The sequence below is a fragment of the Paenibacillus sp. B-A-8 genome (assembly GCF_048572915.1).
Classification (GTDB): domain Bacteria; phylum Bacillota; class Bacilli; order Paenibacillales; family Paenibacillaceae; genus Paenibacillus_AQ.
On the sequence record NZ_CP183882.1, the window covers coordinates 4384998 to 4399598 of the forward strand.

A 14601-nucleotide genomic window follows, 5' to 3' on the forward strand; every position below is an offset into this window, starting at 1 on the left:
CATCCTGTTATTCCACTTTTCACACCTAAACCAATGATGCGATTGCCTGTTTCAAGCGTCCTCCGTTTGTGTTAAGTACTTGTTCTGCTTCTTTTGCATCTAACCCCGATTTAATCATCATAATTGCCAGCTTACAGTTCATAGATGCTTTTTCAAGTGTTTCTGCGGCGGTTGATGTATCTACACCAGTCGTGTTCATGATGATACGAATCGAGCGATCTACGAGCTTAAAATTACTAGCCTTCAGATCAACCATCAAGTTGTTGTACGTTTTTCCTAACTTGACCATTGTGCATGTTGTCAGCATATTAAGCACCAACTTCTGAGCAGTTCCTGCCTTTAATCGAGTCGAACCGCTAATGACCTCAGGTCCTACAACAGGTGTTATACAAACATCTACAATGGGTTCGAACTTTGAGCCTCTGTTGTTACAAACACCGATAGTGGCTGCTCCAAGTTCCTTTGCTTTCGCTAAAGCTGCAATAACGTAGTTTGCACTACCGCTTGCCGAAATCCCAATAAGTACATCTTTGTTTGTTACACCAATGCTTTCGATTAATGCGATCCCTTCATCCATATCGTCTTCACAGCCTTCAACCGCAGTACGCAAAGCAATATCACCACCAGCAATATAGCCCTGCACCAAGGAAGGATCTGTACCAAAGGTAGGAGGACATTCGGAAGCATCCAGAACACCTAATCTTCCTGATGAGCCAGCTCCTATGTAAAACATTCTTCCACCATTAGACAACCTATGATGTAGAATATCTACCGCCTTTGCAATCTGCGGAATCTCCTCAGCTATAGCTCTGGGGACCAGTGCATCTTGTTGATTCATTAACTGGATCATTTCTTCCGTAGTACATTCATCAATCATTAATGTGTCTGGATTCACAGCCTCTGTTGTCAATCCCGCAAGGTAGTCATTCATAGCCATCCTCCTTCTTCCTAGCCTTAATCTGTCATGAAATTAACAAAACGCGTTAGATTAACTTACAATTATTATGTTCTTATACTAATACAACACCATCGCTTCGTCAATAGATTTTGAAATATAATTTCATAAAGAAATTATATTCTGATGTTTTATTTCATTCCTTACACACTATGTTATACCACATTTATAAAGCGCTTACAAGATACAATTTAAATTTTTACAAATTGCTTTGATCGCTATGGCTCTAAGGTTAAAGCGATTTAAAAAAAATGTATTATTTGCTGATTATCGCTCCAAACGAAACATAAAGTTACATCATCCGTGTTCAACCGGATGATGTTTCATCTTCAATTCCATTCATTTTCTTCCTCATAATTGTGTGCCAAGCTATTAATTATTGAATTAAACTACTTATTATATTCATTAGATCAACGTATTCATCATGTAGATAATCTGACATGGATTGATAAGTAGTACATTTTAGTACACGAATAAGTGAATGAAATACAAAAAAAAGAAAGCATTGATCCATGATCAATGCTTTCCTCCACATTCATTCTATCAGAACCTAATTTCTAAGTTTTTTCTTTAATATATTATGCGTTTTTGTTAAGTAGGTTTTTACTTCTTCATATTCTGCACTTGCCACACCAGCAAATAATATGTCGATGATCGTAAGCATCGCAATACGCGAGCCCATAGCCCCACTGCGGATTGTTATTTCAGGTGTGGATATGCTCAGTACAATATCCGCCCGCTCCGCAAGCTCACTTTTATTGTACTTCGTAATCGCAATACATTTCGCTCTATTCTTTTGGGCAATTTCCAGTGCATCAATAATATCACTAGTTGCTCCAGAGTTAGAAATGAAAATGGCAACATCATCTTTCTCAAGTAAAGTTGCTGCCGTGAGCTGACTATGACCATCTGTATAGGCATGACACATCTTATTAATTCGCGAGAACTTCTGTTCCCCATCCATACAAACGAGTCCCGAAGCACCTATTCCAAAGAAAACAATTCGCTTACTATGACATAGTAATTCTACAGCTCTTGTAATTTCTTTTCGATCAATAACACTAAGCGTATCCTCAATGGACTTGCAATTATTCAATGAAATATTTGATATAATTGTCGAGAGATCATCACCTGGCTGAATATCTGTATATTGAGCCTTTGAATCCTCATCACGAGAACCCAAAGATGCCGATATACTCACAATAAAATTGCGGTATCCGCTGTAACCCATCGTCTTACAGAAACGAAGGACAGATGCATCGCTTGTCTTACTCGATTGAGCCAATTCCTTAATCGACAAATGAGGGATCTCTTCCGTATTTTCTAAAATGTAATCTCCGACCAATCGTTCAACTGGTGTAAAACTCTCTCGCATATCACGAATTTTAATTAATACGTTGTCATTTAGACTCATAATCTACCTACTCTAGATTTAATTAACACCTTTAAATTATCATAAACAATATAAACAACATATTTCAATAACAAAATACGTTTCGGCATATCAAAAGCTAATATTAATTAATCTATTAAAATCATCCTACTCTTAGGTCATCTGGTGACTTTACGTTGATTATAGCGTAATAAAGTTGTAAGGTATAGTCGATAATTACATACTTTCTGATATGGTGAAACAAGCGACCACAAAGGTCCCCTAAGATTCTTTCTATTGTTCTCAGCATACGTAATACGCATGTATTTTTAAATTTTACTGCCGTCTAAATATAACTCGATTTGTCAACTACATTCTTTGATGTAGCACCATAAAGGCAGTAGACAATACTACACCGACCATATAACGCGATGCCACTCCATTCTTGATCCAACATCCCCTTCAAGCTCGTTATACCGTATCATCAGGAATATGCTGTAATCAACGCCTAGGGCTGCAACCATAATGAAGCTGAAAATGGAACGATCCAACTCAAGATTTCACTGATTCCAAAAGAAGTAAGTACACTAGCACCAAGAAAGCAATAATGAACAGAGAACTGGACACAGAGCGCGTAATGACTATTAGCACAATTATGATTCCGACCAGCATAATCACGGCTGTACGTACAAAGTCATCCTGTGAAATATTCTGCAAATCAACATTGGTTGCTGTTGTTCCTGTTAAGTCTGCTTGCACCCCTGGCAAATCGCTGCCATTTAACGTAAGCTCTACTTGCTTGTCCTTGTTTAGATTCATACTTATCATTTTTTTCCAATAAATTCACATGGATACCAAAATAGGATCTCCCTACCGTCAGAAGTGATATTACTGGAATAACCGGAAAGCGGAATATAATCATTCACCGAATATTGCTTTGCTATGTTCGTCTAAGTAATACCCATCTTCATGCAAGCCTTTCTTTTGCTTTTTTGCGAAAGAATTAAAGTACTTTATAATGTAGATAATGTTGTGTTATGGAGGGAAACAAATGGCAAGTCATAAATGGGTATTAATCATAGACGATGAAGATGATTTAGCGCGTCTAATGAAGGCAGTTTTACATAAAGAAGGTATTCCGGACGTTGTAACTGCCGGGACAGTTGCAGAGGGATGGGACAAGTTCCAGGAGTATAATCCTGAACTAATCTTGCTAGATATTATGCTGCCAGATGGAGAAGGCTATGACTTATGCAGAAAAATTCGGGAAACATCAAATGCACCGATCTTATTTATGTCCGCAAAGGACGAGGAAATTAACAAGCTTTTAGGGCTGGCGATAGGTGGCGATGATTATATTACTAAACCATTCAGTCCAAAAGAAGTCGCTTATCGGGTAAAGGCACAACTAAGAAGAGCTGGCTTTACAGAGGAAAAAAAGGCTCCGAAAAGCTTGCAGGTTGGCCCCTTTGAGCTTAGTGCCAATGAGACAGAATTAAAAAAGAATGGCGAACTCCTTGTGCTTACCGCCAAAGAAGTCGGTTTAATGAGCTGTTTTATGCATCATCCGAATCAGATCATAAGTAAAGAGACCTTGTTTGAACAGGTATGGGGTGAAGATTTTTTTGGTTCCGATAATACAGTGATGGTACATATTCGGCGCTTACGCGAAAAAATTGAGGTAGACCCTTCAAAGCCTGCCTTTATATTAACGGTTAAAGGGTTAGGTTATAAATTACATACCAAGGGGTGAGACAAGTTGAAATGGAAATTAACACTCCGATTTTTAAGATCGGTTATGACTATTGTTGTAATCGTTGGTATCGTAAACGCGATTTTGTTCCTTTCCCTATTCTTTATACAGCTAAAGAATAATAATTTTGGCACTGAAGAAGCGTCTGCAGAAACCTTTAGCCGGACCTTTTCACAATATGTAGAACTACAATCTGGCAAACCTGTTGTAAACGAAGAAGGCCTCAAAAAACTACAAGAAATGAGCGCCTGGGTACAATTTCTGAATGAACATGGGGAGCAAGTATCAGCATTTAATACCCCTGAAGAGTTGCAAACAGAGTATTCCCCGATTGAGATTGTACAAATGTATAAATATAAAGAATTAGATGCTAGCACGACAGTTTTTGTCAGCACAGCTCAAAATTTCAGCTACTTTTTAGGGATTCAAAATCCTAAAATAGGCCGCTACGTATTGACCTATGATTACGCTAAAATTTTCAAAGATGTTAATGTTTTCCTTTCCATTTTTTTAATCGTGGATGTGCTTATTGTAATTATCATTGGATTTCTATTTGGGAAAAAGTTAACTGCACCCCTTCATACCTTAATAGATGGTATTCAACAACTCAGGGAACGACGGTTTAAGAAAATGCCTGCTCCCAAAGGCGTTTATGAAGATGTTTTTCGTAATATGAATGAACTATCTGAAAAGCTTGATCGGCACGAAGAGGAACGTAAACGCCTAGATCAAATGCGTGAGGAATGGATTAGCAATGTTTCGCATGACATGAAAACACCACTGGCTTCTATTCAAGGTTATGCAGAATTTATAAATGACAGTGCCACAGATTTAACAGCCCAAGAATTACAGGAATACACAGCAATTATCAAGAGTAAATCGATGTATATGAAAGATTTGTTAGATGACCTCAATTTAACGACGCGTTTGCGTAATCACCAGCTATCCCTGCAATTTGAAGAGGTGAATCTCGTTCAGTTTCTACGAGAAATAACAATTGAACTTTTAAATGACCCAACCTTTGGTGAAAGGCAGATCGAATTTGAGGCAGATGAGGTTAAAGCAGTACATAAAGTGGATAAAAAATTACTAAAACGTGCAATCCTTAACTTTATCTACAATGCGCTGGTGCACAACGATGAAAATGTCGTGGTGAAGATTCGAGTGGAGACCATTAATCCGCATACCCAAATTACAATTTCTGATAATGGCCAGGGTATTCCGGCTAAAGATCTGGAACAGGTTTTCGAACGCTACTATCGGGGTACAAACACAACAAGCAAGCATGGGACTGGGTTAGGAATGGCCATCGCAAGAGACATTATTTGGGCTCATGAGGGGAAACTCGATTTGACGAGCGTTGAAAATACCGGAACCACCATTACTATTCTTTTATAATATAATTACCTTACTTACTCATTAGACAGAGAAAAGGGCTGTGCTCCATTTACTTTTTTGGAGACAGCCCTTCTTCAATTTATTAGTTTTTTATTGCTTTTAGCGGAATATCCTCTAATTTCACTTCATCATATGAGGAGACTTGATCGCCTTTTTTTACATACATTTTCAAGTAGGCGCCTTTACGAAGGTTTTTCTGTGCATTAAATTCCAGTGGAATGGTATTACCTTTAGCATTTGTAGCCTCTAGTGTATAAGAATAAGAGGTCATGACTGAACCATCGCTCAGTTTATATTCATGGGGTTCCCCATCCTCTGTGATTTGTAAGTAGTAATTTTCGGCATTGAAGCGATTGAAATCAATCTTCGCTATAGCAAAGACCCCTACAACTCCAATAACAAACAAAATACCAATAGTAATTAGAAATTTTTTCATCTCAATCATCCTTCTGTTCTATTATTTAGTGTAATAATACGATTGTAAGAGGCTACGGTTAAGAAATAATACAACCCGTAAATTACGGTATAAGCAATCATCCAGAGCAACACAGGTTTCGCTAAATCTATCATCATTAGACTAGAAAATGCTTTTAAAGCCACTACACTATGCAACAACCCTACTATAAGCGGTACAACAAAGATAACGAATACCTGTGACGCAATGGATTTTCGCATTTCTTTTGCACTGACACCCATTTTATGCAGCATATTGTACTGTGATTTATCCTCTTCTGCCTCTGTTAAAACCTTAAAATATATGATACTGCCTGTAGCAGCCAGAAATACTAGACCAAGGAAACTTCCGATAAACAGTAGAGAACCCACACCTTCCAAACTTGTTTGGTAATCTTGTGGACCACTTGAAAATATCGCTTCTTCAGGTAATTGGTTTGCAATTTTTTTAGATAAATCCACAGACGCATCATCTACCCCAAGAACACGATAGTGCAGCACTTCCCCATCATTATGCAACACTTTATACTGGTCCTCCGAGACTACCACGGTTATACCTGCTGTGCCTGCATTCAATACGCTTTGCGTTTTAAAGCTTTGGAATGTGAGAGGATGGCCGTTGCCTGTTGTTATCGTTTTCCCTGTATATATTGGTGAGAACCTTTTGTCATATCCGATATCTAAAATAACCGCGTAGCCGTCCTTTACATCTAATTTTTCTTTATGCTGTACACTTGCTAATTGGTTGTATGTTTTTTCATCGATAACTGTATATTCTCTTTTATCAGTGCTATCGAACGTTGATGGCGAGTTTAACTCTTTCGTATGAAATGTAATGGATAGTGCTTCAATATTTTTATCGTATTTTGTATCTGGTAACACAGCACTCACTTGTTTATCCATTTTTGCATCTGTTGATTGATACATAAAGGTATTCGGATTAATTGTTTTCGCCGAGTCATTCGTATTGTAATAAAGGCCATACACCGCTCCACCGGCAGTTACTGTCGTAGCACTTAACACAGCAATCACAGTTAATGTACGTGCATTTCCACGGATACGATAAAGCAATTGCGAAATGGTTATTACATGAAGGCCTTTCCACAGCCACTTTTCATTTTTCTTAATCATTGCTAACACAAAGCCAGTCACACTATGGAACAATAAAAATGTACCCGTAATAACCGTAGTTAAAATAATTAATACAGTCATGAGAAATCCGATTTTTTCCCATACCTTAGAAGTGAAAAGGTCCTGCATCGCGAGCCAATAGCCTAAGACAATGAGCAGCACTCCAAGAACAGCTACTATCATAGATGGTTTAGGTGCCACTTCTCCCTTTTTGGAAGCATGAAATAAATCAATCAGCTTAAATTGATAGATCAAGCGATAGCCCTGAAACGATGTCACTAAGAAAATAACTAGAAATACGATAGCCGTGTTCATCGCTGCCGACGCTGAAAATGTAAAGGGTGCTACAACGTCATAACCCATTAAATGAATCAAAATCGTCATAAATCCTTTTGAACATAGGAACCCAAGTACAATTCCTACTACTAAAGAGAATAATCCTAACAATAAATTTTCGAAAAAGAGCATAAAACCTATTTGTCGATTACGTACCCCTAGCAACGCATACAGTGCGACTTCTTTTTTACGTTTTTTCATAAAAAACGAATTGGAATAAGCTATAAATATGAATACGAAAAAGATAAGAATGACTGCCGCTCCACTCATTAGTGAACCAAGTTTTTGGGATGAAGCTGTCTGTTCTGCTATCGTATCGCTATATTTTAAGGTCACAAATGTAAAGTAAATGATGATACTAAACACCATCGATGCAATGTATAAGAAATATTGAGAGAAGTTTCGTGCTATATTTTTTCTTGCTAGACTAAATAACGTCATCAACCTCACCCCCAATGGCCGCATGAACATCTAAGATCTCTTGGAAGAAGGCTTTGCGTGTCTGATCACGACGATAGATTTCTGTTGAGAATGAACCATCCTTGATGAAAATAATCCGGCGGCAGAAGCTTGCGGCAAAGGCATCATGGGTCACCATCATAATGGTCGAATTATTATTTTCATTTAAAGAACTTAAGCTTTCCAATAAATCTGTTGCTGATTTGGAGTCAAGGGCACCAGTTGGTTCATCAGCCAATATCAGCGCAGGCTCTGTCACAAGCGCTCTAGCCGCAGCGGTTCTTTGCTTTTGACCACCAGAGATTTGGTACGGATATTTGGTCAGTAAATCTTCAATACCAAATACTTTGGAGATCTGAGTCACGAGGTGATTGATTTTCTTCGCTGGAATTTTAGCAATCGCCAGAGGAAGCAATATGTTCTCCTTTACAGTTAAGGAATCGAGTAAATTGTAATCTTGGAAGATGAAGCCGAGATTTTCACGTCGGAAGTCTGACAAAGCTGCTTCCTTCATATCATGAATACTCTTGTTCTTCATATAAATTTTCCCTTCAGTTGGAGAATCAATGGTTGCTAACAAATTTAGCAAGGTTGATTTTCCAGCGCCGGAAGGTCCCATAATCCCTACAAACTCACCTGCTTGAATATCAAAAGACACGTTTTCTAACGCTGTGTAAGCAGCACTTAACTTCCCGTACACTTTTTTTATGTTTTCTACTTTTAATAATGGTTCCATACATTTCACCTCATAATTTGCTGATACTTTTACTATAGGCTGCGAACCTTACAGCAAATTCATGCCAACCTTACAACAAGCTTAAATCTACCAAGAAGAAACGAGTTGTCTTCCTTTAAAGAAGACAATGTTTCTCGAAGAAATATAAGGATAATTTATAACATGGAACATATAAATTCTTATATTTAAAAAAGGGATACCCTGTAGCCATTTAAGACTACGGAGTATCCCTTTGCTATTGAAAAGAATTCATTTTCTTCTGGTTGTATACAAATCAGAAGCTTCATCAAAGTAAAAGCGGCGTTTTTGTTTGCCAAACACGACTAAGATCACATGGATGAACAACACGATCGTTAAAATGATAGAGGTCAATCCAGCACCTAGTGTTAAGAATATAGATGCCTTATAAAATGGTGAGTCCATTGATAGCTCCACGTTATTCAAAGTTTTCGCAATGACCGTTATGAAGTACATCGCGTAAATCGCACCAAAACGTTTAAATAATCGCTTGTTAGTTTCCCCTCGACTTATATTACTGTCATAGCGATAACGCATTATTTTCGTACCGATTGTCGATCCGTTCCAAATCCATGGAATAATAAAGAAGGTTACAAAAAGCGTAATTGTACTCGCAATAAATTCACTAACCATATTAACGTTGGTCATACTCAGCACAACTTTAACTACCATGTTGCTGATCAATAGATCAATAATAACTGCCAACAACACAGACATCCCTCTTACTTCATCAAGAGCTAATAATCTTTCTGCTTTCTCATTAATTTTCTTTTTTGATGGGAATAACGCTAATACAGCTGGAGCAATAAAGAAGCCCAGCACCCCGCCGGCAGTATTCAACAATAAATCATCCACATCAAAAATGCGATAAGGGCAATTATAAATCCCATAAATGCCGGTTACCTGTGTTACCTCATAAAATAATGTTAATAAGAACGTGATTGCTAGCGCTTTTTTCCAGTATTTCTTCTCTTGAAAAAAATATCGCAAATAAACACCAAAAGGTAATAATAGCAAGAAATTAAAAAATGCTTGATAGAATGAAGGTTGGCTAAATAACAGTCTATAAGTTGAAGGCTGTGATAACACGATACCACTATTCCCAAAGGTGCTCACAATAAATTGAAATGGCATAAGTGAATAATGCTGTGTACCCGGTTTTTGAAGAGAACAAGTGTTGCGTACCTCTGGCAACGGTAACAATACTAAAAATAACGCTGCTAGAAAGTAAAAAATAAACGAAGATGAAATTAAAGTAGTAGAAAATGGCAGGTAATTGTATTTTCTATACGTATAAATGAGCCATGGAATAAATAAAGCAAATGCTAAAAGAACAAAAAAGATTGCAGCCACAAAGATTGGCTGAGTATATGCTGACATTTCTAGTTCACACCCCAAAATGATTTAGTATTTATATTAACCATATAACGGATTCTAATTCAACTGGAAATGGAACATTTTATCATATTTAAGGATTCTGTAATGTTGGCATCAAATTAATGTAAGGTTCGCAACTTATACTGACTCCTAGATAATTAAATTTTTATTCAAAGGAGAACCATACATGAATCCCTCCATTTCACAAAAAGAAAGAATTATTTCACTCGATATCATTCGCGGATTTGCTCTTTTTGGCATACTGCTTATAAATGTCGGGGCCTTTAAAGTTATTATTGAAGGAGATCCCTTACCAGACTATAGCGGCATTAATGGAATCATCAATAGTTTGATAATCATCTTCGTACAGAAAAAGTTCTTTTCTATTTTTTCATTCCTGTTTGGAGTAGGTCTATTCATCTTTGCCTCAAGAGCCGAAAGCCGGGGAGATAAACCAAGATGGCGTACGGCTAGACGATTACTAACCCTCTTACTGCTGGGAATCGTGCATGTGTTTATCTTTTGGGGAACCATTCTACCCGTATACGCCATTATCGGATTGTTTCTGATCCCTTTTTATCACACAACGGTTTCTACACTTAAAAAGTGGCTTATTAGTGTGACATCCATATACATCATTTCCTTGACGGTAAAAATATTTTCACCATCGCTAGGGACAATCTCATCTATCCTTGATATTTTTTCTAATGACGCTATGCTAATCTTTATTATGTTTTTAGCTGGTTTTTTAACTGCAAAGTCAGGTTGGTTGACACATATACAGGAATTATCAAAACCAATTAGATGGATTCAAATGGCATCATTTCTTGTGTTCGTTGGTTTCTCATTATGGATTTGGAACGCTTCTCAAAGCGGGAGCAGCAATGTAGATTCAGTTACGGGCTTAGGATCACTTCCAACCACTTTGTTTTACTTAACAACATTATTTCTACTATTAGAAAACAAACAAATGGTGAAATTCCTGACGCCTATATCCCGGGTGGGTCAAATGGCATTTACAAATTATGTAGCTCAAAGCATTATTGGGACGGCAATCATTTCGATTATAGGTCTCGAAGTCGTTTCACCAAAAGATATTCTCTACATCGCAGTTCTGATTTATATGATTCAAATCATTTTTAGCACCATCTGGTTCAAGTTCTTTTCCATGGGACCTTTAGAAAAGGTCTGGCGATTGATGACCTATGGAACAAAGCATGGAGCAAAAAGATAAAAACAAAGCTTCATAGGGTTGGAGAATTGCTTAAGTCTTATACCTCTGAGTATAAAAAGCAAAAAAAAAGAGTCTGAGTGATACGGATATCTCCCTTATCACTTAGACTCTTTATCTAATCATATAGCTATAAGATAGCTTTCACTATCATTCCAAACTACCCAACTCCACCACATCTCCGCTAGTGGCCTTCACGGCATAATTACAATCCAGCTTCCCGCACAGCACATACTTCTTCTGCCCAGAATCATACACATAGACGGGTGTTAATTCGAGCCATCCTTGGAGCTTGTTATAGGCTTCGTTATGACTTACAGTAATCTCTCCTTCGCTCTGGAACTCATCAAACGTATCGAGCAGAGATTTGTTATCCATATAGTTTATAACCTTATAAAGGTTCGCATCGATGAACAGGAGGAGCTTACGCTGGAATATACGATTACTTGGTGCATTCATCCTCAATGTCGCTTGAATATGTCCTCTTTCCCGATGTAACGTCTTCAGTATCCATTGTCCGGATTCATCCGGATAGAGCTGGCTTAGACCAGCTTCGACTCCGGCTATACACTTGAATAATTCTGCGTCTGTGATAGGAAATGAGTCTGGGTGCGGTTCACGAGCTATTGCCTGTTCGATTGTAACCACTTCTTGCAGACGTATCTCCGTCCTTACAAACGGTTCCGTATTCGCTTGCTCCCAATGGATTACTTGATCTATATTCAGTTGTGCTTTCGTGCCTGAAATAATCTCAAATGGGATGGTGGTTCCATCATTTGTAATGTAGATTTCTTCAATCCCATAGATCGGCAGGAATTGCTTCATCTCGTAAACCGGATATTCTATAAGTTGTAGCTGTTTTTTGGCTTGCGGCTCTACCGCTTGAAGTGTGAGTGAATAGTTCTCTTTTTGCACAAGGGATCTAGAAGGAAACTGGACATACACACTGTAAAAAATAAGCCTCCCCTCTGCATCAAAGCGGAGCTCCATCCGCCCACCGGGGGAGACCGGCACGCCGTCTATAGATTCGGCAAAATGATATTCACCTACCTGTTCCTTTATTAGGTGGAATCCTTTACCGTACACGATCCCCGCCTCGGCTTCCATCCACTGGATAACGCCGTTTAAATCAATATTTTGAAATGGTGCCCCATTCGCATATGATTTCCCACCCACAAAAATCACACTTTTATAGTTGCGGGATTGCAGGTCTATAGTGATGACAGCCGTTCCTTCCGGATTGTAATCCTCCTTCCACTCTGTAATATGTGAAGGAAACCATTCCATACTAAGCAAATAGTCGGTCTTTCCCAGTATCGAAACTTCGCGATAAAGTTCATGTGTATGTAAGTAGTAGTTGTCCAATCCGTACGTTTCCTGTGCAGCATTAACTAGTTCTTTAATTCGGATATCCATATCAGTGTCCCCCGCAAAATTGATGCCTCCATCATAACATTTCTGTTACATATTCCACGAGCTTATGCTATGGACTTTGCTGGTGTTCAGAAAATGATCAGTAGCATGGGGTTTAATAATGTTTAAGGGCTTCAGACCCTCTAAAGGAGGAATAGGATGACTCCAATTAGGCTGCATCCTCTAACTACTCCTTCATCAGAATACTAGAAGTGTTATAGTGACCATATTTTTTATTGGGGGTAAATCATCATGAATGACATCATCAAAGGAAACGGGGAATTAATACAATTCTTCCCGATTCCACCGCATCTTTATAGTAAGGATATTGCTTGTCTTGTAGCTGTGGCTTATGTAGAAGAACAGGGAGCAAATTTAACGGGCCTCATAAATGCTCTATACGCCAAGGGATATACAAACCTGGATCATTTACTAAATTCCACATGGAAAGAACTATACCAGGTTCGGGGGTTGGGCTACAATAGACTGAAGCTTCTGCTTCGTTTACTAGAACGAATTTCTGCAGATCCCAAGACCATAGAAAACTACAACATCGTCCCTCGTGTAACAATCCACAGTAAAAAGGAAATGAAAGAATTAACTTTAAAAAAGATTATTAAGAAGTATAACGAAACATCAGTGGAGTTATTGACTAAAGCTGCCGAAAAAGAAGCTCGTTTAAAGAAAATTAAAGATAGACTCCGTGAAATGGGGATGATCCTTTAACAAAACCCCGCCAGTATAATCACTGACGGGGTCTTTTTATCTTTCTATCAATGCGTCCCTCTCTACAAATTCAGTTTTCCAAATTTATTAAATTTTTTTGAGCTCTTTTGCTGGTACTCCTGCAACGACAGAATTCTCTTGAACATCTTTAGTGACAACTGCTCCTGCCGCAATAACAGAGTTATCTCCAATCGTCACCCCGGGCAGTATGGTTGCGTTTGACCCAATCCATACATTTTTTCCAATGATAACTGGAGAGGGGTAGGTTACATTTCTCGTTTCTAAAGGTAATCCATGATTAAGTGTAGCAATCGTGACATTCATACCAATCATTGTACCGTCCCCTATTCTGATTCCTCCTCGATCTTGGAAGGAACAGCCTGTGTTGAAAAACACATTCTTTCCTATAGTAATATTTTTTCCAAAGTCTGTATAAAACGGCGGAAAACACATAAAAGACGAATCAACTTCAGTGCCCGTAAGTTCACTAAAAATCTCCACTATTTCTTCTTTTGAATGATAGGATGAATTCAATTCCATCGTGACCTTTTGGGCTTGATAACTGCATTGAGTTAATAATTCATGTAATTCTTTATCCTCACCCGAAATTGGATTTCCTTTCTTACAAAAATCCATAAAATCATTCATATCCATTTTAAAAATCACCACCCTAATTTATTTATACTTCTGATAATTCGATTCATATGTCTTGTCTTAATCCTTCCATAATGGCACGAACTGCAAACTATGTTCCACAGTACACGGCTGAATTAGGGTATACTACATGTCCTGCCACAGAATCTGTTGCAATAATATGCCCTGATTTTTGTTTTTCCATAATTGGCAACACCGCAGCGATTCCGTTCAAAACACCCATGATATTGATATCAATCATTTGCTTCCACTCTTCACGACGCCCTTCCACGATTGGTGCTGTTGGCATTATACCCGCATTGTTATAGAGAACATCGATACTGCCATATGTGTCTAATGCGAGTCTAGCGACCTTGTTCACATCATCATAGTTTGTCACATCCGCTTGTTGAATGAGAATATTTGATTTAGGAAATTCTTCTTTAATAGCTTCGAGACGATCCAAGCGGCGTGCAGCTAAGAGCAACTTCGCATCACTTTTTGCAAGTACCTTTGCAGTTGCTTCACCGATTCCACTTGATGCGCCCATAATAATAATCACTTTATCTTTTATAGCTATCTATAAACCCTCCTTTAAAGTTAAACCTTT

General features: G+C 38.1%; 14 protein-coding genes. 4 read left to right on the forward strand and 10 right to left on the reverse strand.

What is annotated here, in order from left to right; all coding sequences use genetic code 11:
- Nucleotides 1–25 precede the first annotated feature (25 nt).
- From murQ to ACN6MV_RS19680, 3 genes are all read right to left on the reverse strand, one after another.
- Entirely contained in the window at nucleotides 26–931 is a 906-nt protein-coding gene (gene murQ, locus ACN6MV_RS19670) for an N-acetylmuramic acid 6-phosphate etherase (protein ID WP_042129111.1), read from the reverse strand.
- 574 nt (nucleotides 932–1505) lie between these two features.
- Nucleotides 1506–2369, reverse strand: coding sequence for a MurR/RpiR family transcriptional regulator (locus ACN6MV_RS19675; RefSeq protein ID WP_042129113.1), 864 nt, complete (start codon nucleotides 2367–2369; stop codon nucleotides 1506–1508).
- A 510-nt stretch (nucleotides 2370–2879) separates the two neighbouring features.
- Nucleotides 2880–3146: an MMPL family transporter gene (locus ACN6MV_RS19680; protein WP_042129115.1), complete on the reverse strand. Its 267-nt coding sequence runs from the start codon at nucleotides 3144–3146 to the stop codon at nucleotides 2880–2882.
- A 232-nt stretch (nucleotides 3147–3378) separates the two neighbouring features.
- Here ACN6MV_RS19680 and ACN6MV_RS19685 point away from each other — a divergent pair, with 232 nt between their 5' ends.
- Both ACN6MV_RS19685 and ACN6MV_RS19690 read left to right on the forward strand, forming a co-directional pair.
- Complete coding sequence (locus ACN6MV_RS19685) at nucleotides 3379–4080, forward strand: response regulator transcription factor (protein ID WP_042129117.1); 702 nt, start codon at nucleotides 3379–3381, stop codon at nucleotides 4078–4080.
- A gap of 6 nt (nucleotides 4081–4086) precedes the next feature.
- Nucleotides 4087–5478 (forward strand): sensor histidine kinase, encoded by a 1392-nt coding sequence (locus ACN6MV_RS19690; protein ID WP_419884672.1) that lies wholly within the window; start codon nucleotides 4087–4089, stop codon nucleotides 5476–5478.
- Between the two features lie 82 nt (nucleotides 5479–5560).
- Here the strand turns inward: ACN6MV_RS19690 and ACN6MV_RS19695 are convergent, their stop codons facing one another.
- The 4 genes from ACN6MV_RS19695 to ACN6MV_RS19710 form a co-directional block, all read right to left on the reverse strand.
- Entirely contained in the window at nucleotides 5561–5914 is a 354-nt protein-coding gene (locus ACN6MV_RS19695) for a YxeA family protein (protein ID WP_076121081.1), read from the reverse strand.
- A gap of 5 nt (nucleotides 5915–5919) precedes the next feature.
- On the reverse strand, nucleotides 5920–7839 hold the full coding sequence (locus ACN6MV_RS19700; protein WP_419884673.1) for an FtsX-like permease family protein: 1920 nt from the start codon (nucleotides 7837–7839) through the stop codon (nucleotides 5920–5922).
- Nucleotides 7826–8593: an ABC transporter ATP-binding protein gene (locus ACN6MV_RS19705; RefSeq protein ID WP_339287275.1), complete on the reverse strand. Its 768-nt coding sequence runs from the start codon at nucleotides 8591–8593 to the stop codon at nucleotides 7826–7828. The genes ACN6MV_RS19700 and ACN6MV_RS19705 overlap by 14 nt, the downstream gene beginning before the upstream one ends.
- 249 nt (nucleotides 8594–8842) lie before the next feature.
- Nucleotides 8843–9991: a VanZ family protein gene (locus tag ACN6MV_RS19710; protein ID WP_419884674.1), complete on the reverse strand. Its 1149-nt coding sequence runs from the start codon at nucleotides 9989–9991 to the stop codon at nucleotides 8843–8845.
- A gap of 184 nt (nucleotides 9992–10175) precedes the next feature.
- On the opposite strand from ACN6MV_RS19710, the gene ACN6MV_RS19715 reads away from it, so the two are divergent.
- Entirely contained in the window at nucleotides 10176–11222 is a 1047-nt protein-coding gene (locus ACN6MV_RS19715) for a DUF418 domain-containing protein (protein ID WP_419884675.1), read from the forward strand.
- Between the two features lie 147 nt (nucleotides 11223–11369).
- On the opposite strand, the gene ACN6MV_RS19720 is transcribed toward ACN6MV_RS19715, so the two are convergent.
- Nucleotides 11370–12635 carry a hypothetical protein gene (locus ACN6MV_RS19720; RefSeq protein ID WP_042129132.1) on the reverse strand — a complete coding sequence of 422 codons (1266 nt, stop codon included), beginning with the start codon at nucleotides 12633–12635 and terminating at the stop codon, nucleotides 11370–11372.
- Nucleotides 12636–12884: 249 nt separating this feature from the next.
- Between ACN6MV_RS19720 and ACN6MV_RS19725 the strand changes: the two genes are divergently transcribed.
- Nucleotides 12885–13358, forward strand: a complete 474-nt coding sequence (locus ACN6MV_RS19725) for a hypothetical protein (RefSeq protein ID WP_042129133.1) — start codon at nucleotides 12885–12887, stop codon at nucleotides 13356–13358.
- A gap of 87 nt (nucleotides 13359–13445) precedes the next feature.
- Here ACN6MV_RS19725 and ACN6MV_RS19730 read toward each other — a convergent pair whose 3' ends face one another.
- A complete protein-coding gene (locus ACN6MV_RS19730; RefSeq protein ID WP_042129136.1) occupies nucleotides 13446–14012 on the reverse strand; it encodes a sugar O-acetyltransferase in 567 nt (188 codons plus the stop codon).
- Between the two features lie 91 nt (nucleotides 14013–14103).
- A complete protein-coding gene (locus ACN6MV_RS19735; protein WP_375103352.1) occupies nucleotides 14104–14553 on the reverse strand; it encodes an SDR family oxidoreductase in 450 nt (149 codons plus the stop codon).
- Between the last annotated feature and the right edge of the window lie 48 nt (nucleotides 14554–14601).

Excerpts from the sequence above, each read along its gene's own strand:
- ACN6MV_RS19730 (WP_042129136.1), bottom strand. The coding sequence starts at position 14,012 with ATGGATATGAATGATTTTATGGATTTTTGTAAGAAAGGAAATCCAATT.
- murQ (WP_042129111.1), bottom strand. The coding sequence starts at position 931 with ATGAATGACTACCTTGCGGGATTGACAACAGAGGCTGTGAATCCAGAC.
- ACN6MV_RS19705 (WP_339287275.1), bottom strand. The coding sequence starts at position 8,593 with ATGGAACCATTATTAAAAGTAGAAAACATAAAAAAAGTGTACGGGAAG.
- ACN6MV_RS19695 (WP_076121081.1), bottom strand. The coding sequence starts at position 5,914 with ATGAAAAAATTTCTAATTACTATTGGTATTTTGTTTGTTATTGGAGTT.
- ACN6MV_RS19720 (WP_042129132.1), bottom strand. The coding sequence starts at position 12,635 with ATGGATATCCGAATTAAAGAACTAGTTAATGCTGCACAGGAAACGTAC.
- ACN6MV_RS19680 (WP_042129115.1), bottom strand. The coding sequence starts at position 3,146 with ATGAATCTAAACAAGGACAAGCAAGTAGAGCTTACGTTAAATGGCAGC.
- ACN6MV_RS19685 (WP_042129117.1), top strand. The coding sequence starts at position 3,379 with ATGGCAAGTCATAAATGGGTATTAATCATAGACGATGAAGATGATTTA.
- ACN6MV_RS19710 (WP_419884674.1), bottom strand. The coding sequence starts at position 9,991 with ATGTCAGCATATACTCAGCCAATCTTTGTGGCTGCAATCTTTTTTGTT.
- ACN6MV_RS19675 (WP_042129113.1), bottom strand. The coding sequence starts at position 2,369 with ATGAGTCTAAATGACAACGTATTAATTAAAATTCGTGATATGCGAGAG.
- ACN6MV_RS19700 (WP_419884673.1), bottom strand. The coding sequence starts at position 7,839 with ATGACGTTATTTAGTCTAGCAAGAAAAAATATAGCACGAAACTTCTCT.
- ACN6MV_RS19715 (WP_419884675.1), top strand. The coding sequence starts at position 10,176 with ATGAATCCCTCCATTTCACAAAAAGAAAGAATTATTTCACTCGATATC.
- ACN6MV_RS19725 (WP_042129133.1), top strand. The coding sequence starts at position 12,885 with ATGAATGACATCATCAAAGGAAACGGGGAATTAATACAATTCTTCCCG.